At 37.5% G+C, this 22,563-nt stretch carries 25 protein-coding genes; 10 read left to right on the top strand and 15 right to left on the bottom strand.

All coding sequences use genetic code 11. The features are described from left to right. The first annotated feature begins 13 nt into the window (after nucleotides 1-13). From C9I86_RS02360 to C9I86_RS02345, 4 genes are all read left to right on the top strand, one after another. Nucleotides 14-229 (top strand): YnbE family lipoprotein, encoded by a 216-nt coding sequence (locus C9I86_RS02360; RefSeq protein WP_080155920.1) that lies wholly within the window; start codon nucleotides 14-16, stop codon nucleotides 227-229. A gap of 32 nt (nucleotides 230-261) precedes the next feature. Further along, entirely contained in the window at nucleotides 262-603 is a 342-nt protein-coding gene (locus C9I86_RS02355) for a YdbL family protein (RefSeq protein WP_080155919.1), read from the top strand. Between the two features lie 121 nt (nucleotides 604-724). Beyond that, on the top strand, nucleotides 725-1,672 hold the full coding sequence (locus tag C9I86_RS02350; protein WP_080155918.1) for a YeiH family protein: 948 nt from the start codon (nucleotides 725-727) through the stop codon (nucleotides 1,670-1,672). Nucleotides 1,673-1,884: 212 nt separating this feature from the next. After that, a complete protein-coding gene (locus tag C9I86_RS02345; protein WP_199190731.1) occupies nucleotides 1,885-3,600 on the top strand; it encodes an amidohydrolase in 1,716 nt (571 codons plus the stop codon). A 144-nt stretch (nucleotides 3,601-3,744) separates the two neighbouring features. Here the strand turns inward: C9I86_RS02345 and C9I86_RS02340 are convergent, their stop codons facing one another. Both C9I86_RS02340 and C9I86_RS02335 read right to left on the bottom strand, forming a co-directional pair. Continuing rightward, on the bottom strand, nucleotides 3,745-5,058 hold the full coding sequence (locus tag C9I86_RS02340; protein ID WP_080155917.1) for an anaerobic C4-dicarboxylate transporter family protein: 1,314 nt from the start codon (nucleotides 5,056-5,058) through the stop codon (nucleotides 3,745-3,747). A 294-nt stretch (nucleotides 5,059-5,352) separates the two neighbouring features. Continuing rightward, a complete protein-coding gene (locus C9I86_RS02335; protein WP_080155916.1) occupies nucleotides 5,353-5,553 on the bottom strand; it encodes a hypothetical protein in 201 nt (66 codons plus the stop codon). A gap of 341 nt (nucleotides 5,554-5,894) precedes the next feature. Between C9I86_RS02335 and C9I86_RS02330 the strand changes: the two genes are divergently transcribed. Then, nucleotides 5,895-6,467, top strand: a complete 573-nt coding sequence (locus C9I86_RS02330; RefSeq protein ID WP_080155915.1) for an SPOR domain-containing protein — start codon at nucleotides 5,895-5,897, stop codon at nucleotides 6,465-6,467. Nucleotides 6,468-6,568: 101 nt separating this feature from the next. Here the strand turns inward: C9I86_RS02330 and C9I86_RS02325 are convergent, their stop codons facing one another. Beyond that, a complete protein-coding gene (locus tag C9I86_RS02325; protein WP_107275504.1) occupies nucleotides 6,569-7,906 on the bottom strand; it encodes a DEAD/DEAH box helicase in 1,338 nt (445 codons plus the stop codon). 222 nt (nucleotides 7,907-8,128) lie between these two features. Here C9I86_RS02325 and C9I86_RS02320 point away from each other — a divergent pair, with 222 nt between their 5' ends. Next, nucleotides 8,129-8,734 (top strand): DUF2238 domain-containing protein, encoded by a 606-nt coding sequence (locus C9I86_RS02320; protein WP_107275503.1) that lies wholly within the window; start codon nucleotides 8,129-8,131, stop codon nucleotides 8,732-8,734. A 65-nt stretch (nucleotides 8,735-8,799) separates the two neighbouring features. On the opposite strand, the gene galE is transcribed toward C9I86_RS02320, so the two are convergent. Beyond that, nucleotides 8,800-9,819, bottom strand: coding sequence for a UDP-glucose 4-epimerase GalE (gene galE, locus C9I86_RS02315; RefSeq protein WP_080155912.1), 1,020 nt, complete (start codon nucleotides 9,817-9,819; stop codon nucleotides 8,800-8,802). Nucleotides 9,820-10,147: 328 nt separating this feature from the next. Between galE and C9I86_RS02310 the strand changes: the two genes are divergently transcribed. After that, nucleotides 10,148-11,026: an alpha/beta fold hydrolase gene (locus tag C9I86_RS02310; protein ID WP_241956832.1), complete on the top strand. Its 879-nt coding sequence runs from the start codon at nucleotides 10,148-10,150 to the stop codon at nucleotides 11,024-11,026. A gap of 58 nt (nucleotides 11,027-11,084) precedes the next feature. Here C9I86_RS02310 and C9I86_RS02305 read toward each other — a convergent pair whose 3' ends face one another. Beyond that, a complete protein-coding gene (locus tag C9I86_RS02305) occupies nucleotides 11,085-11,294 on the bottom strand; it encodes a DUF465 domain-containing protein (RefSeq protein ID WP_107275501.1) in 210 nt (69 codons plus the stop codon). Between the two features lie 340 nt (nucleotides 11,295-11,634). On the opposite strand from C9I86_RS02305, the gene C9I86_RS02300 reads away from it, so the two are divergent. The 3 genes from C9I86_RS02300 (at nucleotide 11,635) to C9I86_RS02290 (ending at nucleotide 13,920) form a co-directional block, all read left to right on the top strand. Beyond that, complete coding sequence (locus tag C9I86_RS02300) at nucleotides 11,635-12,687, top strand: GGDEF domain-containing protein (RefSeq protein WP_080155909.1); 1,053 nt, start codon at nucleotides 11,635-11,637, stop codon at nucleotides 12,685-12,687. 9 nt (nucleotides 12,688-12,696) lie between these two features. After that, nucleotides 12,697-13,212, top strand: coding sequence for an NUDIX hydrolase (locus C9I86_RS02295; protein WP_107275500.1), 516 nt, complete (start codon nucleotides 12,697-12,699; stop codon nucleotides 13,210-13,212). A 150-nt stretch (nucleotides 13,213-13,362) separates the two neighbouring features. Then, nucleotides 13,363-13,920 (top strand): manganese efflux pump, encoded by a 558-nt coding sequence (locus C9I86_RS02290; protein ID WP_080155907.1) that lies wholly within the window; start codon nucleotides 13,363-13,365, stop codon nucleotides 13,918-13,920. Between the two features lie 74 nt (nucleotides 13,921-13,994). Here C9I86_RS02290 and C9I86_RS02285 read toward each other — a convergent pair whose 3' ends face one another. The 10 genes from C9I86_RS02285 to C9I86_RS02240 form a co-directional block, all read right to left on the bottom strand. After that, nucleotides 13,995-14,903 (bottom strand): ABC transporter substrate-binding protein, encoded by a 909-nt coding sequence (locus C9I86_RS02285; protein WP_080155906.1) that lies wholly within the window; start codon nucleotides 14,901-14,903, stop codon nucleotides 13,995-13,997. Nucleotides 14,904-14,930: 27 nt separating this feature from the next. Then, entirely contained in the window at nucleotides 14,931-15,806 is an 876-nt protein-coding gene (locus C9I86_RS02280; RefSeq protein ID WP_080155905.1) for a metal ABC transporter permease, read from the bottom strand. Then, nucleotides 15,806-16,561, bottom strand: a complete 756-nt coding sequence (locus tag C9I86_RS02275) for a metal ABC transporter ATP-binding protein (protein ID WP_107275499.1) — start codon at nucleotides 16,559-16,561, stop codon at nucleotides 15,806-15,808. Before C9I86_RS02275 ends, C9I86_RS02280 begins: the two co-directional genes overlap by 1 nt. Beyond that, entirely contained in the window at nucleotides 16,558-17,466 is a 909-nt protein-coding gene (locus tag C9I86_RS02270; RefSeq protein ID WP_107275498.1) for a metal ABC transporter solute-binding protein, Zn/Mn family, read from the bottom strand. Before C9I86_RS02270 ends, C9I86_RS02275 begins: the two co-directional genes overlap by 4 nt. 69 nt (nucleotides 17,467-17,535) lie before the next feature. After that, nucleotides 17,536-18,120, bottom strand: coding sequence for a hypothetical protein (locus C9I86_RS02265; RefSeq protein WP_107275497.1), 585 nt, complete (start codon nucleotides 18,118-18,120; stop codon nucleotides 17,536-17,538). After that, nucleotides 18,117-18,440, bottom strand: coding sequence for a hypothetical protein (locus C9I86_RS02260; protein WP_080155901.1), 324 nt, complete (start codon nucleotides 18,438-18,440; stop codon nucleotides 18,117-18,119). Before C9I86_RS02260 ends, C9I86_RS02265 begins: the two co-directional genes overlap by 4 nt. A 98-nt stretch (nucleotides 18,441-18,538) precedes the next feature. Beyond that, nucleotides 18,539-19,372: a DUF4198 domain-containing protein gene (locus C9I86_RS02255; protein ID WP_080155900.1), complete on the bottom strand. Its 834-nt coding sequence runs from the start codon at nucleotides 19,370-19,372 to the stop codon at nucleotides 18,539-18,541. Between the two features lie 14 nt (nucleotides 19,373-19,386). After that, nucleotides 19,387-19,911, bottom strand: a complete 525-nt coding sequence (locus tag C9I86_RS02250) for a DUF2271 domain-containing protein (RefSeq protein WP_107275496.1) — start codon at nucleotides 19,909-19,911, stop codon at nucleotides 19,387-19,389. A gap of 37 nt (nucleotides 19,912-19,948) precedes the next feature. Continuing rightward, the gene (locus C9I86_RS02245; RefSeq protein WP_107275495.1) at nucleotides 19,949-20,578 is read right to left on the bottom strand and encodes a PepSY-associated TM helix domain-containing protein; all 630 of its coding nucleotides are present in this window, start codon (nucleotides 20,576-20,578) and stop codon (nucleotides 19,949-19,951) included. Nucleotides 20,579-20,814: 236 nt separating this feature from the next. Continuing rightward, the gene (locus C9I86_RS02240) at nucleotides 20,815-22,464 is read right to left on the bottom strand and encodes a phosphoethanolamine transferase (RefSeq protein WP_107275494.1); all 1,650 of its coding nucleotides are present in this window, start codon (nucleotides 22,462-22,464) and stop codon (nucleotides 20,815-20,817) included. Between the last annotated feature and the right edge of the window lie 99 nt (nucleotides 22,465-22,563).

Genomic DNA, 22,563 nt, shown 5'->3' with positions numbered 1-22,563 from the left:
AAAGGTTATCAGCATGAACTATTTTCAAGCAACACTGCACCAGCCCAATTTGCATTACGTATTTGCTATTATCATCGTTCTATTGCTTATTGGGTGTACGCCAACCATACAAGTTGCAGCATCAGACAAACCAATAGAGGTTAATCTTAATGTTAAAATTGAACATGAAATCAAAATAAAAGTTGATCGAGAAATAGAACAATTATTTGATAATAAAGCCGTCTTTTAATGGTTTTTGTCATTCAATATTAAGGTAACCTTATGAAATCGTCATCCCTTTACGCTGTGTTACTTGGCGGTTATTTACTGTTGTTCAATTCAAGCACTGTACTTGCAATTACATTGCAGCAAGCCAAACAACAAGGCTTAGTCGGTGAAACAAACACGGGCTTTATTGCTGCGATTAAATCGAGTAATAACGCTGATGTAAGTCGACTTATAAACTCAGTTAATAGCCATAGACAAGAGACATACCAAGCCATTAGCCAATCGCATGATTTATCTCTAAGTACCGTCAAACAGCGGGCGTACCATAAAGCGATAGAAAAAACCCAAGCCGGTCATTTTTATCAAAACAGCCACGGTTCATGGCAAAAAAAATAACAATCAGCATCAATGAATATTCAATATCCCTTAACCCTCGTTTAAAAATATTTAACTAAACTAAATAGAATGACGTGCGTATAATTCGAGATCTTATAAATAACCCATCTCAACCATAAAAATGACCCTAAATCAAAAAATTAGAAACTTACGTCCTGCTGATATTATATTTATATTAGCTGCAATAATATGTTTAGCGCCTTTCATTAGCTCACCCATTGCATTAATTCTTGGTTTTACTTTAGCCAGCTTTGGTTTCGTACCGACCCAATTTAATCTTGCTGCTCTAACCAAAAAACTTTTGTCATACTCCATTATTGGTTTAGGGTTTGGAATTAATTTAAACGAAGCCATTGAAGCGAGCCGTCAAGGATTAGGGCTTATTATCTCTTCTATTTTCTTTACTTTATTTTTGGGTTGGCTAGCAACGCACTTTTTAAAGTTGGATAAAAAAACCGGCCATTTAATCGCTGCGGGTACGGCTATTTGTGGTGGTAGTGCCATTGCTGCGGTATCGCCTGCCATTAATGCGCGTGATGACCAAACCTCATTAGCATTAGCCACTGTATTTGTACTCAACGCCATGGCGCTTTTCCTTTTCCCTGCGGTTGGGCATTTATTAGAAATGAGTCAACATGCCTTTGGTACTTGGGCTGCCATTGCCATTCATGATACATCATCAGTAGTAGGTGCGGCGGGCTCTTATGGGGATGAAGCACTAAAAACTGCGACAACATTAAAACTGGCACGTGCACTATGGATCATTCCTGTCGCGTTTGGCAGTGCTTTAATGTTTAAAGGTGACAGTAAGAAAATCAGTATTCCTTACTTTATTGTGTTTTATTGCCTAGCTATCTTAATTGCGCATTTTATTCCACAATTTCACTCAACCTATATTCTTATCTTTGATGCATCAAAACGTTTATTAGTAGTGTGCCTATTTTTAATTGGCTCAGGTATAACCGTCAGCAAATTACGCAATGCAGGACATAAGCCTTTATTACTGGGTGTTATCCTTTGGTTAGCAATTGGTACTGCATCATTGACTTACATTGAGCTATTTCTTTAATAAACAAGCGTTACATTTATAACACCCTTCTAAGCCAGATATAGTATCTGGCTTTTTTTATCTCACTCGCGTCACAAATTTTTCATTGATATAATTTTTATTTCCTCTGCTGAGTGATTTCATCCATAAAGTTAAGTATTTTAGACTTTTAATGCTAAAAATATATGATGCCATTACTGATCTTTTTATTTTTCTTAACACGGATGTAATTAATGAAAACGCCAAAATTAAAACTGATGTCAGCTTTAATCTCATCATTATTAGTGATGGGCTGCGATGAAAAATCCCCAACTGTTAGTGCAGATACTATTTATAGTGGCGGTAATATTATTACCATGAACGATGCTCAACCTTCTGTACAAGCCATTGCAATTAAAGACGGAAAAATTATTGGTGTTGGTGATACAGCTATAATTAACCAAACCTTTAAATCCCCAAATACCGAACTGATCGACTTAAAAAATAACAGCTTATTGCCTGGCTTTATCGATGCTCATAGTCATTATTTCAATTCATTACAAGTTGCTAACCAAGCTCAAGTTTATGCGCCACCATCAGGTACAGGTAAAGATGTTGACAGCATTCTTGCCGCTATTAAGCAATATGCTGATGAACATAAGATCCCTAAGGGCGAATTGATTATTGCTTATGGCTATGATGATACTGTTATGCCAAATGGTCGCTTACTCAATCGCGACGATATCGATAAGGTATTTCCTGACAACCCAGTCCGTATCGATCATGTCTCTATGCACGGTACGGTACTTAACAGTCTTGCTTTAAAAAAATATGGTTACAGTGATAAAACAGTCACCCCTGCTGGTGGCGTTATCGTTCGTAAACAAGGCACCAATGAACCGTTTGGGTTAATCATGGAAACAGCGTATCTTCCTGTTCTTGCCCAAGCAGAAGTCATGTCACCAGAAGATGAAATTAAAGCCACTAAAGCTGGGCAACAACTGTATGCTCAAAATGGTATAACTACCGCTCATGAAGGAGCAACCCATTTAAATCAGTTTGAAACCATCAAACGTGCTTCTGATGCTAATGCCAATATTATAGATATTATTGTTTATCCTTTTATTACCGATATTGATGCTATTTTAACTAAATACCCTATCGATCAATGGCTGCAATACAACAATCGTTTTAAAGTCGGTGGTATTAAAGTCACCATTGATGGTTCGCCTCAGGGTCGTACTGCACGATTTACAACGCCCTATTTAACGGGAGGCCCTGCGGGAGAAAAAAATTGGATGGGTGAATTGACCTTTCCCCAAGATACAATCAACAAAATGGTAAAAAAAGTCTATGACTTAAACGTACCTTTAAATTTACATGCCAACGGTGATGGCGCTATTGATGCATTTTTTAAAGCACACCAATCCGCAGCTAAAGGCGATCTAAACAAAGATCGTGACATTACAATGATTCATGCGCAATTTGCACGTAAAGATCAATTGAGTAAATTTATAGAATATAAGATAAGTCCTTCTTTCTATACCTTACATACCTATTATTTTGCAGATGCACACCTCAACAATCGTGGTAAAGAGCAGACTGACTACATTAGTCCAATGCGAGATGCCATTGATATCGGTCTTCACCCAACCAATCATACTGACTTTGTTGTTGCACCTTTAGATCAAATGATGATGCTTTCATCGGCTGTAAATCGATTATCACGAAACAATCAAGTTATCGGAAAATCACAGCAAGTCACACCACTGGAAGGGTTAAAAGCAATGACCATTTGGGCTGCTGAACAATATAACGAAGATATGAACAAGGGCTCTCTTGAAGTGGGAAAACTTGCTGATATGGTTATTCTTAATAATAACCCCCTCACCATTGAGCCCACTAAAATTAAAGATATTAAGATTGTCGAAACCATCAAAGAAGGCAGGACTATTTACTCAAACCTGTAAATATAAATACGGTTAAGATACTGACAGCCTAATCCGCCGTCTTTCATAATCAAAAAAAACCTCTATTCTTCAATGTCCAACATGAAGATATAAAGGTTTTTTATTTAATCTACTTTATTTTTTACGTTGTATTTACCTTGTTTTTTACAAGACAAAACTTGCGAAAATAAAGCCAAAGATAATACTAAATACCATGCTTAATAAACCTGGAATCATAAAGCTATGGTTAAAGATGTAACTACCAATCTTTGTTGTGCCAGTACGGTCAAAATCAATTGAAGCAATAATAGGGCCGTAGTTAGGAATAAAGAAGTAACCGTTAACCGCAACGAATGTCGCAATAATAACTTCAGGTGGTAAACCAAGTGTAATACCAACTGGCACAAGTACCGCTGTTGTTGCACCTTGGCTATTAACCATCACAGATAATGCAAATAGAGCAAATGCAAACGTCCATGGTGCAACTTCTACTAAGCCAGACACAGCCTCTTTCACCATTTCACTGTGACCAGCGATAAATGTGTCACCTAACCATGCAATACCAAAAATTGCTACAATCGCACGCATACCAGCATGGAAAACAGATCCTTGTGTGATCACATTACCGTCAGGCTTACAGATCAAGATGATCAAAGCTGCAATAGCTAACATCACGATCTCGATCGTGTGTGCCATGCCCATTGCAGATCCATTAAAGTTAGGACGTAGTCCAGGGAACGCACCCATAATAACAACAGCTAACGCACCAAATAAGAATAGACCAACCGCTTTCTTTGCTGCTGGTTTAATAACGATCTCTTCTACTTTAACTTCTTGTTCCATTTCTTTACGGAAAGCAGGATCTTGCATACGGCGTTGATATTCTGGGTCATCTTTTAGATCTTTACCCATTTTATTAACGACAACACACGCTAATGCTAAACCACAGAATGTGCCTGGGATAGTTACCATTAATACATCAGCTAATGTAATACCTTGAGGCTCAAGAAAAGCAACTAAAGCAACAACAGCCGCAGCAATCGGGCTTGCAACAATCGCAAACTGAGATGCGATAACAGCCATACCAAGTGGGCGTTCTGGACGAATGCCACTGCGACGGCTCACTTCAGCAATAACAGGTAATACAGAGTAAGCAACATGACCTGTACCCGCTAAAAAAGTGAACATATAAGTCACTAGCGGCGCTATAAATGTAATATGACGAGGATTTTTACGAAGAATATTTGACGCAATTTTAATTAAGTATTCAAGACCACCCGCCGCTTGCATTGCAGCCGCAGCCGCAACAACTGCCATGATCATTAACATTACATCAATTGGTGGACTGGTTGGTTGCAAGCCAAAAACAAAGCTTAGAATTGCAAGGCCGATACCCCCCATTACACCCAAACCGATACCACCGATTCGTGCACCCACTAAGATACATACCAATACAATCAAAAATTCAATAATAAACACATCTATACTCCCTAATAACAGCGTTTACATTACTGATGTAATATTCAGTAAAAATTCGTGCTGATAATAAAGTTTATATAGAAGCAATAATTAGCACCTAATCACATTTTATTAAAATATATATCAATAAAAGTATGAATATAAACGATTAACTGGTTGTATGTTCTGTTTTATTTGCATAATTGTTGCGTTATTGTATTTGCTTTTACCTATTATTCCTTGTGGAGTTATCTCACTCTCCATAGGAATAACATCTTATTAGGGCTTAATTTTTATTTTTACAGAAGGAATTAATTACTCATTCGACTTATATCGGGGCTGTGATTCACACACCTTTAACCATACAACAGTGAATAAAATAGCAAATGCGCTTAAATCACATAATGCACTGATAAACCCTGTCGTAACTAAAGAAATTGCCACCAATAACATTGCAGCGACGGTTGCCATAATCAGTCGTTTACGGTCATGTATTCTAAGTAACCATGCTTTCATAAAAACGATCCATTCAAAACTCAGCTTGTTATTAATATGTTAACTAATGATTTGAGTTTTAAAAATACCGTTTCCCTCTATGAAAGAGTAAAAAAATATATGCCCTATTTAAACATCAATTATTCAAGAGAATATAACCTATTCTCATTTGGAATAGTTGACTTGATTAAAAAACATACATTTAACCTGTAATCTGTAATTATCATGTCAATTATTTGCCGTTTTTCGCTACAATACATTCTAAGTATAAAGACATTTGTTAATAGTGATATTTGCGTCATGAAAAGTCATGAATACTGCTACCACATTTACAAATTATTAAATATTCTTCGGAGAAAACAATGACATCTCGTCCATTAAAGGCAGCAGTTGTATTAGGTCTATTCGCATTATCTGGTTGTGCTTCATCTGATAGCCCTTGTGATTCTGGTTACCTGTTACCGTCTAAAGTTGATAGCGCAAACCTACAGTGTCAACAACAACCAGTAGAAACATCAGCACCAATTGAAACTGTTGCTCCTGAAACAACAGTAACTAACGAGCCAGTTATTGATAGTGATTACATTAATAATGATGATGCACATCTTGCTGATGAAGAATCAATGACCAACGATCAAGCGTTTGGCGATATTAACCCTTCACACTTTACCATTCAGATTTTAGCATTAAGTGAAGAACGTAACCTACGTGGTTACCTTCAGCCAATCACTAGCGATCAACCAATTTGGGTTAACTGGAAACATGCACTAGGTCGTAACTGGTATGCAGTTACTTACGGTAATTTTGCAACCCGTGAAGAAGCAAAACAAGCAATTCAAACATTACCAGCAACTGTTCAAGCGCAAGGTCCATTCGTATTAAGCTTTGCTGCTGTTAAAGCTGATAAAGAAGGTCAAGTGTACCAATTACGTTAATCGTATAACGACACTTCTTGCTGCAACCAATGCTGTAGCCAAAAAAAACCAGACACTCAGTCTGGTTTTTTATTTGTTAACGATTATTGAATCATTAACTATTAGTCATCTTGGCTTACATCAGTATTGCGTTTTTTCTTAGGGATAAAGACATCATTACCCACAGCTTGGTTTTCGTAAAAACGCTTATCAACTCTTTTCTTCGCTTTAGGTGCTTGCGTTTGTTTAGCAGTACCCGTTTTATTCGTTGTTGTTTTCTTAACAATCTTCTTCTTCGGTGCCGGTTTAAGACCTTTAAACTTACCAACTAAGCCTTCGATTGTTGTGAACTCAATCTTTTGTTTCAAGAATGCTTCAACCGCTTTAAAGCTCTTCCAGTCTTTAGGACCAACTAATGAAACAGCATCACCTTTGTTACCGGCACGACCAGTACGGCCCACACGGTGAACATATTCTTCAGCATGTTTTGGCATATCAAAGTTAATAACAAGCGATACGCTATCAATATCTAGACCACGAGAGGCGATATCTGTTGTCACAAGAATCTTATGACAATTACGCTCAAACTGGCTCATGATGTTATTACGTTGCGATTGATTCAAGTTACCGCTTAGTGCAACAGCTTTTAATTTACGTTCATTTAACTCAGCGGTTAGACGATCGGTATCAGCACGTGTTGCAGTAAAGATAATAACTTGATTGTAATCTTCTACTTCTAACACTTTATCAAGCAATGCTTGTTTATGATCTAAGTGATCACACAAAATAAAGCGTTGAGTAATATCTGTGTGTTCTTCTGCTGAGTGGCCAATTGAAATGCGCTTAGGGTTATCTAACATTTCAGAAGCCATATCAAGAACATCAACATGGTCCATCGTGGCTGAGAACATCAATGTTTGACGGCGACGGTGGTTAGCCGCTTCGTTAATACGACGTAGTTGAGGTTCAAAGCCCAGATCAAGCATACGGTCTGCTTCATCAAGAATCAGCATTTCTAAGCCATCAAGATGTGTACTGCGGTGCTCAAGGTGATCAGCAAAACGACCAGGAGTTGCAACAACAAACATCGGATCATTACGTAATGCTTTTACTTGGTCGTTGAAGTTTTCACCGCCAACAATCAATGTGCCATCGTACGGTGTTCCCGCATTAAGCGTGCGTAACTGTGCAAAAATTTGTTTTGCTAATTCACGCGTTGGCGTCAAAATTAGAACACGAGGATCACGACGAGTAAATGGCTTGCTACGGTACATACGTTGCATCGCAGGTAATAAAAATGCCAGAGTTTTACCGGAACCCGTTTTCGACGATGCCAAAATATCTTTGCCTGCAATAGCAACAGGGACTGCCGTTTGTTGAATTTCGGTTGCTCGATCAAACGCCAAATGAGTCAGTTTCTTTAATAGGCGTGGGTCTAAGCCAAGATCTTTAAAATGCAAAATGATGCTCCGGTAAAAACAACTCAGATTATGAGTGTGTACTGTCAAATATGATGAATATCACAATATTGTGAAAACATTAGTTGGAAATTATAACACAAACCAATTTTAAAAAACCTAAAATAACGCACCTCACCTGCGTTAACATATTGATAATCTTTATTGCTATAACTACATCAAAAACGTTATCCTTTGGATCAATACTAATGATAAGGAATTGAAATGATTAGGAACAAATACCCCAAATGGTTAGCGCTGTGCTATATCATCTTTTTTATTGCGCTTGGCCTTAATCCTGCTTTTCGTGCAGTATGGATTGCAGAAGCTATTCCTCTCGTCATCGTATTTTTATTTTTAGTGATCAGCTACCGTTATTTTGTGTTTAGTAACCTTGCTTACACGTTAATGGCAGTATGGCTGGTATTACATAATATTGGTGCCCATTACACGTTTGCAAATGTCCCTTTTGATTGGATTAACCACCTTCTAGATTCAAACCGTAATCAGTTTGATCGCTTTGCACATTTTTCAATTGGTTTATATGCATTTCCAGTCGCCGAATTTTTAGTACGTAAAGGCCATTGCAAACCAATCATTGCTGCACTCTTTGGTTTATTTGCCATTATGGCAACAGCCGCCGCTTATGAAATTGTTGAATGGTGGTATGCCGCCAGTGCTGGTGGCGAAGCAGGTATTGAGTTTCTAGGATCCCAAGGTGATATTTGGGATGCGCAAAAAGACATGCTAGCCGATACTCTTGGTGCTATTGCTAGTTTGATCATCTTCTTTGTAGCGAAACCCTATGCTACCACTAATAAACATTATTAATGTCTATTCTTTCCTCATAAAAAAAGGCGCTAAATTAGCGCCTTTTTATTTAATCCAATCTAGAATTACTCTGCGTCAGGGTAACCATCTGGATTTGTTGACTGCCAACGCCAAGTATCTTGCGTCATATCATCAAGTGTTAGTTTTGCTTCCCAATGCAATTCAGCTTTTGCTTTCGCAGGATCAGCCCAACATTCAGCAATATCACCAGCACGACGTGGTGCAATCTTATAAGGCACTTCTACACCAGAAGCTTTTTCAAATGCTTTTGCCATTTGCAATACACTGTTACCGTTACCAGTACCTAAATTGTAAATGTGTAAGCCTGCTTCACGGCCTTTGTGTGTTAATGCTGCAAGGTGACCATCAGCAAGATCAACCACGTGAATGTAGTCACGCACACCTGTACCATCAACTGTTGGGTAGTCGTTACCAAAAACAGATAAGAACTCACGACGACCAACAGCTACTTGAGAAATAAATGGCATCAAGTTGTTAGGAATACCTTGTGGATCTTCACCCATAGTGCCTGATTTATGCGAACCTACTGGGTTAAAGTAACGCAGTAATGTCACACTCATTTCAGGATATGCATGTTGAATATCAGCAAGACACTCTTCTACCATTAGCTTACTACGGCCATATGGGTTAGTTGCACTTGTTGGAAAATCTTCAGTGATCGGCACAGATGCAGGATCGCCATAAACTGTTGCTGATGAGCTAAAGATAATTGCATTAACACCAGCGGCACGCATCGCTTCAACAAGCACTAATGTACCACTAACATTATTGTCGTAATACTCTAGTGGCTTTTCTACTGACTCGCCTACGGCTTTTAGTCCCGCAAAGTGAATTACCGCATCGATATCATTTTCAGCAAAAACACTGTCTAAAAATTTACGATCACGAATATCACCTTTATAGAATGCAGGTGTTACGCCAGTTAAGTTATTAATGCGCCCTAATACGGTTTCTTTACTGTTATACAAATTATCAACAATAATTGGGGTCATACCCGCTTCAATCATTTGTACACAAGTATGACTACCAATGTAGCCCATACCACCAGTAACTAATACACGCATAGTGTCTCCTAGTCGTTAATACGTAGTTTCGATCTAAATATTAATACATATTTCGTATGGCAATAATACGATTATATATAAAAATTTATTATAGAAAAAGATTATGCTATCGATTGTTTTCTTTAGCAACATACTGATTAACATAAAATTGAATTTTGACATAATGCTAACTCAAAAAACAAATACAGACTTCACATTTTTATTATTAGCTATGAATATTCTTACCAACAACAATAAAACATCGTATAATTAGTTCGTTTTTCAATTATTAGAGCAACCTATGAAACGATTCATACATTATTTTATCCTTTTATGGACATTAGTTTTCATGACTACTGGCTGTGAAGTTGTTCGTTGGAAAACAGAACACGATCAGTCATCTTTAGAGAAAGAAGGCTTTAGCAAGCACCAAATAACACTCAAAGAAGGCGGTAAACTAACCTATTGGGAAGGTGGTCAAGGTCAGCCTCTATTATTATTGCATGGTTTTGGCGGTACTGCGGCTGCGACATGGAAAGCTGAAATGTTACAGCTGAGTAAAAAGTACCATGTAATTGCACCCGATTTACTCTGGTTTGGTGAATCATACAGTGATAATGCCGCACAACTCTCAACCCAAACGAATGCTATTTGGCAATTAGTTGATACGTTACAGCTAAAGAAAGTAGATGTCGCGGGTATTTCTTATGGTGGTTTTATCACCTATGACATGATGTTGACACCTGAACGCATCAATAAAGCGGTGATCATTGCTAGCCCAGGCCCATTATTTAGTGATGACGATTTAGATGATTTAGTTAAACGCACAGGTATTAACTCGCCAGAAGAGTTATTTGTGCCCAACAGTGGTGATGATGTTAAACGTCTTTATGACAACGTATTTATTGAGAAAAAGCGCATCCCTGATTTTATTGCAAATCAAATTTACCTTGATTACTTTTCGCAATGGAAGCCACAACGAACACAATTAATTAAAACATTGCCTAATGACAGAGATCGAATCCAACAATATGATCCTAAAAAACTGCCTCAAGCGCTTATTATATGGGGACAAAATGACCAAATATTTCCGCTTAATAGTGGCATAAAACTAAGTAAATATATTCAAGCACCTATCATTGTATTACCAAAAACAGCACATGGTATTACTAACGAGCAACCTCAAATAACAGCTGATTTGATTGATAATTTCTTATCATCGTTATAAATCTAAATATAGCTGCAATAAAAAAGAGAAGCCGACCACGCTTCTCTTTTTTTATTTATTATGATTTTTGTTGTAAATAAACAAAGATTTCATCTTTTAATAACAGCTTTTCTTTTTTCAATTGTTCAATGAGCGTTTCATCAAAACCATTTGCGGAAGTCATTACATTAATTTCATCATCTAATTCATTATGCTTTTTAAATAGACGATCAAAATGCACATCATGACCTTTTAGTGATGTAATTAAGCTTCTATATTCTGGAAACATTGTCGCTCCTACTCATTTTAAAACACACTTTATTTATACTAAACTAGAATAATTATTCATGGGAGTAGATCTCATTTTTAATCATTCAAGCTAAAAAGTTTGTATTCTCATAAATAGACATCATAGATAAAATCCATTTTTATACTTTCCATATCATACAGTTACACCTAAAAACCACGTCTTTCGCATTCATTACGATAACAAGATCTCTTTTTAAAATATTATTTTACATTAAAGTTAAAAAATAATTAGACATCAATCACAATACTGATATGCTTCCAAAAAAAATGTACAATGTGTTGTATTTGTCCAAATGTTGTTATAAAGGTTTTTTCATATCATGGTTACATTGATTAAAAGTACTCAGCTGCAAGCTACAAACTTTGCCTATATTGAACTGAGTGAGAAAACATTAAAAAAACAACTTTCTTTATTATTTCCTTTTGCTGGCGCCATCTGTGCCATTATTGCCTTTACTTATTTCGTCTCACAACAAGCACATTATTTTACTGTCGTCGGTATACTCGGTATGACATTGTGCTACACCCTTGCAGCATTAAATCGAACCCTCTTTTCTGCCACTATTCTTTTTTGGATCTTTTTAATCGCTACTACACTTATTTGCTCAACTGGTTTTTATTTTACTGGTGCTCGTCATATCAGTAATACCATCGGCTTAACAATTCCATTATTAAGTTTTTTCGCTTTACAAATCAGAACGGCTGCTTGGTATAGTACTATTTTTGGGCTGTTGTATATCATATTGAGTGTGTCCGAAATAACGAACAAACATATGCAGATTTCATCTGCCCTTCAAAACATATGTGCATATTCTATTATCTTTGTCATGGCCTTTTTATTATCTCGTCATCGTTATGATGCTATTTTGCAAGTGAAAAGAACCACTACCAATGATTTCCTCACCGGTTTACTCAATCGTGAAGGGTTACTGCCCCTGTATCAAAACGAATCATCTCGTTGTAAGCGTTATCGCCGCGATATTTCAATGTTATTAATAAATATTGATAAATTTAGAGAAGTAAATGACCGATTTGGACTTGATGCTGGTGATAAAACACTCATGATGATGGCTAAATTCCTACGTGAAACCTGTGGGGATAATATGCATATTGCTCGTTTAAGCAGCCAAGAGTTTTGTATCATTATTCCAGATGCCGATATTCAAGCAGCGGAACAATTTGCCATCAAAATTCGTGATGAAATTAGTCAGTGGATATTAGAACTAACGACTGGACACCAAATAAAGATCACCGTAAGTATCGGTATTACTAACATTGAATATCAAGATTTTAGCTATGACTACATCAAAGCCGAAAGTGCATTGATGCGGGCAAAACGTTGGGGCTATAATCAAATAGCAACCAACGATTAGAGAATAGTAATGAACATAAAAAAACACTACCAATGGAAATGTTTTAGTATTGAAGAACAACCGCATTTGCTACCCGATGGCAGAGAAATAGCCTGTACTAGTATAAAACATCCTGGCGCTGTGATTATTATTCCAATAGATCATAATGGTGATCTGGTACTTGTTCATCAATACCGTCCAGCAGTCAGCCAATGGCTATATGAATTTCCAGCAGGCACGCTTGAAGTAAAAGAAGACATTTTCATTTGTGCACAACGTGAATTAGCAGAAGAAACTAACCTCGCAGCTAGCCAATGGCACCCTCTTGGTCAATTACTTCCAGCGCCTAGTTTTTGTGATGAAATACAGTATTTATATGTTGCTCAAGGGCTATCAGCAACCGAAGGCCAACTAGATGATGATGAAATCATTAATGTTGTGACATTATCTGTCGCTGAAGTAGAACAAAAAATTGCAGATAACCACATCCAAGACAACAAAACCTTAGCGGCTTTTTTAAAGGCACGGATTTCAGGCTTTATTTAAAAAAAATAAATATAAACATATTGCGATATTCGATAATAAATAGCGCAATATGTTTAATCTCGCTCATATCTGAAAAATTACTATTCACACAAATACATCGCGTTAAGCTTCATTTCAGTTTATAAAAGCATTTTTACGAGATGAACTATCGTGTCTTTCTTACTCGCTTTGATATTCTCCCTTTCATCAAATCTCGATAATTTCGTTATTGGTCTAACTTATGGCGTAAAGAATGAAAGGATCCCATTGGTCTCTAATGCAATCATTGCTTTTATTACTGCATTAGTTACCTTTATCTCTATGCTTGGTGGACAATTAGTAACCCAGCTGATCCCTCATCAAGTCTCTAATGAATTAGGTTCTGTGATTTTCATTTTAATGGGAACGTGGTTCATTTGTGCCGATATGCTAAAAAAACAGCAACAAAAAGAAGAAAAGCAAAGCACTGTGCTAAATTTTAAAGGTGCAGTAATGCTAGGTTTATTACTTTCAATTAATAATATTGGCGTGGGTATTTTAGGTAGTATTACTCATCTTAGTATTTATTTGGTTGTCGCACTGACCTTTATTACAGGCATGATGCTCACTTATGCTGGTAACAATATTGGCGATAGTGTGATAGGAAAAATGGTGGGAAAATATAACGATTTGATCTCTGGCGGGTTACTGATTTTATTAGGTATTCTGTCTTTGTTCTTTTCGTTTTAAAACAAATACACTTAAATAGTATGAAGCCCAGCAATTATCTCGTAAAACAACAATCTGGGCTTCTATTTCTAAGATTATAATTTAATCTGCCAGCGTTTTAGTGGCTCGCTATGATTAATACCAACACGACCCCAACGATCAACACTATCAACAATGAGTACAGATGTACCTTTAGGCAATAAAGCCTGCTGAGATAAGGTTAATTTTTTTGTACTCAATAACCACAATGCTTTATCTTCTGCTAACAATGTTGTCAGTTTTTGTTTATCTGCTACTGTCCACTCAAGTTCAGGTTTGGTTAAACGATCCACAACAAAGAGCTGGTTACCAGACGCGAAATCTTCAAGCTCAGTTGATAATAAGACTACTGAATCAATTTCTGCATCCATTAGCACTTGTTGTTGAGCATTAATCAACTTACGAACATCCCCCATCAGTTGCTGTTGATTTTGTTCAATTTGTTGCGCTTTATTCGGCCATAAACGCTGTAAATCATCACTTACAATAGCAGCCATTCGACTTAAATTTGTCGGATTTAACCACGAATACATTGATACTGAACCGTCATCTAAACGCAATGCTGCAATACCTTGCCCTTGTGGTGAAATCGCCTGTGATGCATCAATTTCAATAATATTAATATTGCCTTGGCGGGCATAGATATAAAGTGGGTCTTGCGGCCAAACAGCGCCTAATGTCACGACAGCTTGTGCATCTTTACTGGCCTCTTGCGTTACAATGTCACCTTTTGAAGCAAACCAATTCGGTAATCGTGACACACCGTAACGTTTAGGAGGCAGATATTTTGTCGTTATACCTGTGTCATGGGTCAGTTCAGATGCCAACATATAAGTTACGGGCGTTGCAGTTAAAATATCCTCTGCTTTTGCTGAATGACTATAACTGCTGCCGCTCACAATAATAGCAACAGCACAAACCGATTGAATCAGTGAACGTATTGGGTGAAGCTGGAGATGACTCATGATGATTCCTTAAACAAAATACAGCAACTACCCTTTACGAACAATGCGGTAACAGGTGGCGATTAAAAAGAACGTAGCAGCAACAATAATAATTGCCGCTCCTGATGGAATAGGTAATTTAAGCTCCATCGGTAAAATAGTACCAATCACACAACTTATGGTCGCTAATAACGATGACAACAAAACAAAGCTACCCATATTTTTAGTCAATAAACGTGCTGTTGCACCAGGAATAAGCAGTAAAGCACCGACCAGCACCGCCCCCACAATTTTAACGGATGCAATAGTGACGAGGGTTATCATGATCACAAACAGATAATCATAAAAATTCGTTTTATAACCTCGAATACGTGCAATGTCAGGGCTGATACAAGTTAATAATATTCGGTTAAATGTTGGTATGAGCACCATAATAATTAAACTACAGCTTATTAATAACACCCATAAATCTTGATCTGTTACGGTTAGAATTGAACCAAACAGAACATTTTCTAACATATGAATATTGATTTTTCGCGCCACATACATCAATAATGCAGCACCAACGGCTAATGCTAACGCTAAAAATACACCGACTAACGTATCGTAAGGCACATTAGTTCGATTACGAACAAAGTGCAGCAGTAACGCGAAGATCATGCAAAAACTAAATAAACCGATAAAGGGATTTTCTGGCGGTTCACCTAATAACACTCCTAATGCGATCCCTGTTAATGCCGCGTGACCAACTGCCTCAGAGAAAAAGGCTAGTCGCTTAGCAATAACTAAAGTACCCAACCCTCCGAGTAATGGACCTAATAACAGTGCGGCAACGATAGCATTAACCATAAAGACATATGAAAAGCTGTCACTTAACAATCCCGCATCAACCCCCAGTTGTGCCCAATGACGTAATAACTCCATTACGCAACCTCGTGTTGATTTGCCACAATTGGCGCATGACTGTAATGATTAAATAACCGTTCAATTTTTTCAGGAACCAGCACTTCAGAGTGATGACCAGAATCAACAACGATACGATTAACCACATGTACTTGCGCATCAAGGCGTCGAACTGCGGTTACATCATGATGAACCGCTAATACAGTTTTTCCTTGCGCAACAAATTCATGAATTAATGATTCTAAATAACGAACTCCTTGCTCATCCATGCCCGTTGTCGGTTCATCAAGCACTAATAAATCAGGATCATCCAATAACGCTTGAGCAAACAAAACCCGTTGCTGTTCACCACCAGATAATTGCCCCATGCGTCGATCAGCACGATTGGCCATACCGACACGTTCTAGTTGGCTTAATGCAAACAACTTATCTTGTTGACGTTTACGCCAAAACAAAGGAGAACGGGTTAAATTTAATAAAATAAAATCCATCACTGTTAACGGTAAACTTTGTTCAAACATCGCTTTTTGCGGCACATAACCAACGGAGCCGGGTTTACCATTATTGGCAGCATCATTCCATAAAATATCAACGTTGCCTTTGAACGGTGTTAAACCTAAAATTGACCGTAATAACGATGTTTTCCCACCACCATTAGGCCCCATCACAACATGGCATTGCCCTGCTTCAAAACTATGGTTGATGTTAGATAAAATATGGGTTTCACCGTATTGCAGCTCAAGGTTTGCAATCTCAATGCGAGGACCAAAACTCATGCTTGATCCTTACTAACAGCAAATTGCATTGCTTCAACTAATGTGGTTAAGTTTTGCTGCATCTCAATTTCTACTTTATTCGCTTCATATTCGCCGTGCGTCATATGTGAAAAACGGTATAACTTCACTCCCGTTGCTTTTTCTATGGTGTCGACGTAACGATTAGGCATATTTAATTCATAAAACAATACATCAATACCTGATTGCTTTATTTTTTCGATGGTTTCTTGTAATTGACTCGCACTGGGTTCAACACCATGTGCTGGTTCAATCACTGCCGCGACATCAACACCAAATTCTTGTAATAAATAACCGTAAGCATTATGCGTTGTCGCAACTTTCATTCCTGAAGTATCTAAATCACCAAGTGCAAGCATGGCTTTACGTTTCATTAATCGAAATGTTTTTGCATAACTACGGGCATTTTTTCGGTATTCCGCAGCATTGTCAGGATCAAGCTCAGCCAACTTATTCGCAATGGTATACACTTTTTGAATCGTGGTTGATAAACCAACAAAGGTATGAGGGTTTACCGCACCATCACCTACAGACTGCCCCATTGCAGGTAGTAACGGCACATCATTGTTGGCTTTAATAACCACAAAATCATCACGTTGAGCCGCATCAATCACTTTCAGAGCAAAGTCATCGTGACCAATACCATTAACAACAATTACATCCATTTGTTTTAAACGACGTAAATCATTAGGTTGTGGTAAATAGTTATGCGGATTAAAACCTGCATCAACTAGAGGAAGAATATCGGCCTTATCGCCAACGACCGCTTTAACGTAACTATAATAAGGCTGCAATGTGATACCGATAGTTAATTTTTCAGCGGCAATACTCGAAAAGCTTGCGAATAATGCAACAGCTGTTAATGCTGTTTTAATGACTATTTTCATAATATTTTTACTTCAATGTTAAGAAATGAATACACCGCAAGCAATACACGATAAGTAAAACAAAAGAGGTTAATGCGCTAACGCTTGTTTATTACTGTCGTGATTAAACACAATCTGTGTCCAACCTTGATTAATCAATTGTTGCGGTTCAAAAGCACCATCATTGTTAGTGAACAGTGGTGTTGTCTGTTTAGAAAGAGCCAACCAAATATCAGGTTCAGGGCGACTGCTATTAAGAATAACGGAAGATGCCCCCTGATTGTCACGGCGCAAACCTTGATAAATTGCATCATTAATATGCTGCCACTGATGGCGGCCTTTACGCTCCCAACTTTTATCTTCAATAAATGGCGCTAACCATAATTCAGATAACTCAGCCATATTTGGCCAATGATTCTGATGTTCAAATTCACGGCTATCTTGATGTAAATTCCGAATTTCTTCATGTGCCAAACGCAACTCAGCTACCATCGCGAGTTCTTCTGAACTTAACTCAGTGACCGCAATTTGATGAGCATCCAATGGTTGTATTTTTGTTTTATTTTGGTGATACGGTAACAACACCGTGGCAAGTAACAGGATAGAAACGATAATACCGCCAACCCATTTCCCTTCCTTACTGCCATTATCTGAAGATACGGCTTGGCGGATCATTTTTCTTTAATCTCAACAACATCGACTTCTACTGGACTTTCATGCCCGGAATCAAACACTAAATAGAAATCAGTTTCAGGTTTAGAAAATTCAGCAATAGAACGTTTATCGGTGTTTACTTTAGCAATCAAATTATCATCGTAATCATACATATTAACGTTGTAATCAACTGCTTTACTGCCATCACTGTAGCCGGTTTCACATGCCACTTTATCGCTTTCAAACCAACAACTCATTAATGGAAAATGTGCATGAGCGGCACTTGAAAATAATCCTAACGTTAAGATTGATAACGTGATCATCGGTAACTGCTTTTTCATAACAACCTCAAACCTGCCCATGTAGTGGGTGTAGGTTACACATTGTGGGTAAAGGTAACGTGCTGTATCTAGATCAGAAACAGCACATTGATAAATAGTTAGTGTAGCGATGCTTCAAAAGTGATATGCACGTTAACGTTAGCAGTATCTACCATTGGGTTATTAGCAACATCACCGCGGTAGTTCGCTTTCATAATATAGCGACCCGCAATTTCAGGTGTGAAAGTCACCTTACCGTCTTTATCACTGATAACATCAATCTGTTGTTGATGATTACGGTATAACGTTCCTTCACGGGTTACTTCCGCTACAACGCCTGCTTGTGGTTTACCATTAAAGTAAAATTGGAATGTCACTGGCTCACCCTCAATAATATCGGCTGGGTGAGTGATCGGAAGCAACTCTAAATATTTGCCAGTAATCTCCATTGCCTTAGTGCTTGGCTTACCTACGGTTACGTATGTTTCAGCACGGGTGTAACCCACTTGAGTGACAACGTCACGTGATTTTGGTGGTAATACAGCATCACGCTCAACTTTGTTAGCTGCGATCCATTTCACAGTGTCACGACGACCCGCTTTGTATTGAGTAAAATATACTGGCGTCTGATTTACTTGAATTTTATGTGTGCCTTGCTCTTCAAAGTAAAAATCAAAAATAGCACGACGTTTACCACGAATAGTAAAATTAGGACGCTCATTACGCCCATCAGGCATGATTACTTCAGCTGTTTCTGTACTTGCTGGCTTATCATAAACAAACGTGCCATGTGACGCGGTAACATCAAAAGATAACCAATCCCCCCCCTCTTTTGATACGGTAAAATGTGAAGGTAATATCCAACGAGGGTGTGCATTTGCTGTTGCTGATACCGTTAAGCCTGCAATCACCGCACATGCCAGAGAAAACGCTTTTATTTTATTATTTTTCATAACGTTACTATTACTCAAAGTTTATAATTAAGTTGAATAGCACCTGTTTCTTCTGTCGGTGCAATAACATGGCTAAACGCGTTTTCGCCTAGCTCAATTTTTTGTCGTAAATAGTTGCGACCACCATGTTCACGCACAACTTCAACGTAGAAAGTGTAATTACCTTGTTCAACACGTTGGCCTTTATCATTTAAACCATCCCAGACAAATTTATATTCACCAGCAGGACGGGTGGCTGACGTTACCGCATCAACTAACTCACGATCATAACGACCGACTTTTCGCCACCAACTGCGTAAATCTTTTAACCACTCATCTTTACCGACCCATAACTGCACTGTACGTACGGGTTTACGCTGTTGATCTTCGATCCAAACCGCAACATAAGGACGGGCATATATGGTGGTATCAATAGCCGGTAGCGCAAAATTCACTTCTAGTTGTGCTGCTTCCGGTACGGGTTTAGCTATTGCACTGGCCAATGGTGTTAACAATAACGCGACCAATAATGGTTTTTTGATGATGTGAAACACGGTCATAATGAACCTTCAATAAAATCGACAATCAAATACTGGCTTATGGCACAGCAACAATATAAATCAGTAAACTCACCACAGAGCCCAACCCCATCCATTTCAATGAAGTACGAAAAGTTTTCTTTTTTGGGATCAACAAGCACACGCCAGTTAAAACAAACAACACCATTAATACTGCAGTAATATCAATAAACCAGCGCCAAATCTCACCACTATTACGCCCTTTATGGAGATCATTAAGCACTGCAATCACACCATAATGGGTACTTTCAATAGTGGCTTGTGCGGTTGTCATATCAATAAATACCGTGGCGTTATAACCAGGGCCTTTATAATCCAGTGAAATTTCACCTTCGACTAACTCATCACCATCGATATCTGTAAAAATATCTATAGCTGACGGTGTTCCACGAACCTCACCATGCTTGGCAAGATATGCTATTAATGCAGAACGATTTGGTGCAAAAGGCCCTTTTTCTGACGCTAATAACTCATTGGGAATTACAAGTTGTTGCTCAACCACATTTGGTGATTGGCTAACAAAAAGATGCGGTCGATTTAATGTAATGCCTGTGATAGCAAAAAATAACACCACCAGCAGTAGTGCCATTGAAATATAAATATGTAAACGTCGCGCCCATAGTTGCACGGCTTTATTTTTTAACACCATCACTAACATCATGCATAAGAGTAACTGGAATAATGATAATTTAATTGATAATCGTTCTTATTGGCATTCAATTTACATTGTTTACGTTGGTTAGAAACGCGTTACGAAATAGAGGTGCGAGGTGCGAGGTGCGAGGTGCGAGGTGCGAGGTGCGAGAATAATAAAGGCTATAAAAAAATAAACCCCTAATAAAAGATCATTAGGGGTAATATTTAACGTTGATCCATATAAACTGTCTAATTAGTACGACATTGACGGAAAATATCTTGCTTCGGTTTATAAACAGACGTCTTCACATTCATAATACCTAACATGGAACTAAAGACATTATCTTGTGAATAATCCCCTTGCTTCGCGTTAGTGGCAAGGCTTTTAAGGCAAGTTAGATTTAATCCGCGATCTTGAGTAAAACCGTTAGAGAACCACACCATCATTGGCACAGTTGTTTGGTATTTAGGCGCTAAACTATAAGGTGTGCCATGTAAATATAAACCGCCCTCGCCTAGTGATTCACCATGGTCTGAAATATAAAATAACGCTGTATTATATTTATCACTGTAACCTTTTAACTTTTGGATCAATTGACTGATCATATAATCGGTATACAAAATTGTATTATCATAGCTATTTACTATTTGTTCTTTAGTGCAGTTTTCAATATCAGCACGTTGACAGTCCGGCTTAAAAAATGCGCGATCTTTAGGGTAACGTTTATAATATGTTGGTCCGTGACTTCCCATTATATGTAGCGTAATAAACTTGCTGCCCTTCATATTCGCCACTTCTTGATCGAAATTATTCAATAGCGCCATATCAAGGCATGATTCACCATCACATAATGGATCTTCAGTACTATAATTCAAGGTTATTTTTTGAATACGATCACCTGCGCCTTTATCTCCACCATCGTTTTCTTTCCACAACATCGAAATGCCAGCGCGATGCAGAATGTCAATAAATGTATCTTGGTTATAGGCAATCGCTTTTTTATAGTTACTGCGATTCATTGCAGAGAACATACAAGGAACAGAGACTGCTGTAGCGGTGCCACAAGATGATACATTTTTAAATGAAATCATATTATCAGGCTGAGTATATCGATTCGTTGGGCGCTCATAGCCATTTGCTTGATAATTTTGAGAGCGTGCGGTTTCACCAAGAACAAACACAAACAACGTCGGTTTACCATTAGATGTTGTTGCCGTTACCAACTTAGCATCAGTGCCAATGTGTTGATAAGGGATAGGTTTAGTTAAATAAGTTCGATCAATATATTTAATACCAGTATAAACATATGACGGGTTAATTACTCGATTAAGATATTTATTATTACGCCCTACAGACGCATAGTCTTTGTAGAAGAAGGCAGCAATTAATACAATAACAATAATAGATGCAACAATGGATATTATTTTATATATTACAAATGTTTTAATAAAAGATTGCTTCTTTACCTTTATAGCTATAATAAATAAACAAGGAATAATACCAAGAATGAAAATAGTTATAAAACCAGATAAACTTAGATAAGAAAGTGCCTCACCACTATTGGTTTCAAATATATTCTCCATCATTCCATAATCAAAAATAATCCCATAATGATAGGATGCATAAGCTGTTATAGCTGAAATAAAGGTAAGAACACTAAACAATAAACGCCCAATATAAGGCCACGCTAAAAGTTGAAAAATAATGTTAAGCGCAGCAATAAGAAAGATAGGCAGTGATATTATAAAACCCACACTCACGATTTCTAGTTTTGATAGTATTTCATAAAACTTTTGCCATAGTGGAATATTTAAGACAATCCCAAAATATATAGCAATAAAAAAAACCAATATATTATAATTTAATTCTTTATTAAAAATAGAAGAAGAACGCTTCATTTATCTAACCTAAAATAATAACACAACGAAATGTCAGCCGATGACGATTTTTATGCGCACAAGTATACTATATGCCTATGTAAATAGTAGCACTAAATA

The organism is Photobacterium sp. NCIMB 13483 (genome assembly GCF_003025475.1).
In the GTDB taxonomy this organism is placed as follows: domain Bacteria; phylum Pseudomonadota; class Gammaproteobacteria; order Enterobacterales; family Vibrionaceae; genus Photobacterium; species Photobacterium piscicola.
The sequence above is the reverse complement of the archived record's forward strand: the minus strand, read 5'-3'. Positions and strand labels throughout refer to the sequence as shown.

Coding starts and splice junctions, on each gene's coding strand:
- C9I86_RS02360 (WP_080155920.1), top strand. CDS start 14: ATGAACTATTTTCAAGCAACACTGCACCAGCCCAATTTGCATTACGTA.
- C9I86_RS02355 (WP_080155919.1), top strand. CDS start 262: ATGAAATCGTCATCCCTTTACGCTGTGTTACTTGGCGGTTATTTACTG.
- C9I86_RS02350 (WP_080155918.1), top strand. CDS start 725: ATGACCCTAAATCAAAAAATTAGAAACTTACGTCCTGCTGATATTATA.
- C9I86_RS02345 (WP_199190731.1), top strand. CDS start 1,885: ATGAAAACGCCAAAATTAAAACTGATGTCAGCTTTAATCTCATCATTA.
- C9I86_RS02335 (WP_080155916.1), bottom strand. CDS start 5,553: ATGAAAGCATGGTTACTTAGAATACATGACCGTAAACGACTGATTATG.
- C9I86_RS02330 (WP_080155915.1), top strand. CDS start 5,895: ATGACATCTCGTCCATTAAAGGCAGCAGTTGTATTAGGTCTATTCGCA.
- C9I86_RS02320 (WP_107275503.1), top strand. CDS start 8,129: ATGATTAGGAACAAATACCCCAAATGGTTAGCGCTGTGCTATATCATC.
- galE (WP_080155912.1), bottom strand. CDS start 9,819: ATGCGTGTATTAGTTACTGGTGGTATGGGCTACATTGGTAGTCATACT.
- C9I86_RS02310 (WP_241956832.1), top strand. CDS start 10,148: ATGACTACTGGCTGTGAAGTTGTTCGTTGGAAAACAGAACACGATCAG.
- C9I86_RS02305 (WP_107275501.1), bottom strand. CDS start 11,294: ATGTTTCCAGAATATAGAAGCTTAATTACATCACTAAAAGGTCATGAT.
- C9I86_RS02300 (WP_080155909.1), top strand. CDS start 11,635: ATGGTTACATTGATTAAAAGTACTCAGCTGCAAGCTACAAACTTTGCC.
- C9I86_RS02295 (WP_107275500.1), top strand. CDS start 12,697: ATGAACATAAAAAAACACTACCAATGGAAATGTTTTAGTATTGAAGAA.
- C9I86_RS02285 (WP_080155906.1), bottom strand. CDS start 14,903: ATGAGTCATCTCCAGCTTCACCCAATACGTTCACTGATTCAATCGGTT.
- C9I86_RS02280 (WP_080155905.1), bottom strand. CDS start 15,806: ATGGAGTTATTACGTCATTGGGCACAACTGGGGGTTGATGCGGGATTG.
- C9I86_RS02275 (WP_107275499.1), bottom strand. CDS start 16,561: ATGAGTTTTGGTCCTCGCATTGAGATTGCAAACCTTGAGCTGCAATAC.
- C9I86_RS02270 (WP_107275498.1), bottom strand. CDS start 17,466: ATGAAAATAGTCATTAAAACAGCATTAACAGCTGTTGCATTATTCGCA.
- C9I86_RS02265 (WP_107275497.1), bottom strand. CDS start 18,120: ATGATCCGCCAAGCCGTATCTTCAGATAATGGCAGTAAGGAAGGGAAA.
- C9I86_RS02260 (WP_080155901.1), bottom strand. CDS start 18,440: ATGAAAAAGCAGTTACCGATGATCACGTTATCAATCTTAACGTTAGGA.
- C9I86_RS02255 (WP_080155900.1), bottom strand. CDS start 19,372: ATGAAAAATAATAAAATAAAAGCGTTTTCTCTGGCATGTGCGGTGATT.
- C9I86_RS02250 (WP_107275496.1), bottom strand. CDS start 19,911: ATGACCGTGTTTCACATCATCAAAAAACCATTATTGGTCGCGTTATTG.
- C9I86_RS02245 (WP_107275495.1), bottom strand. CDS start 20,578: ATGGTGTTAAAAAATAAAGCCGTGCAACTATGGGCGCGACGTTTACAT.
- C9I86_RS02240 (WP_107275494.1), bottom strand. CDS start 22,464: ATGAAGCGTTCTTCTTCTATTTTTAATAAAGAATTAAATTATAATATA.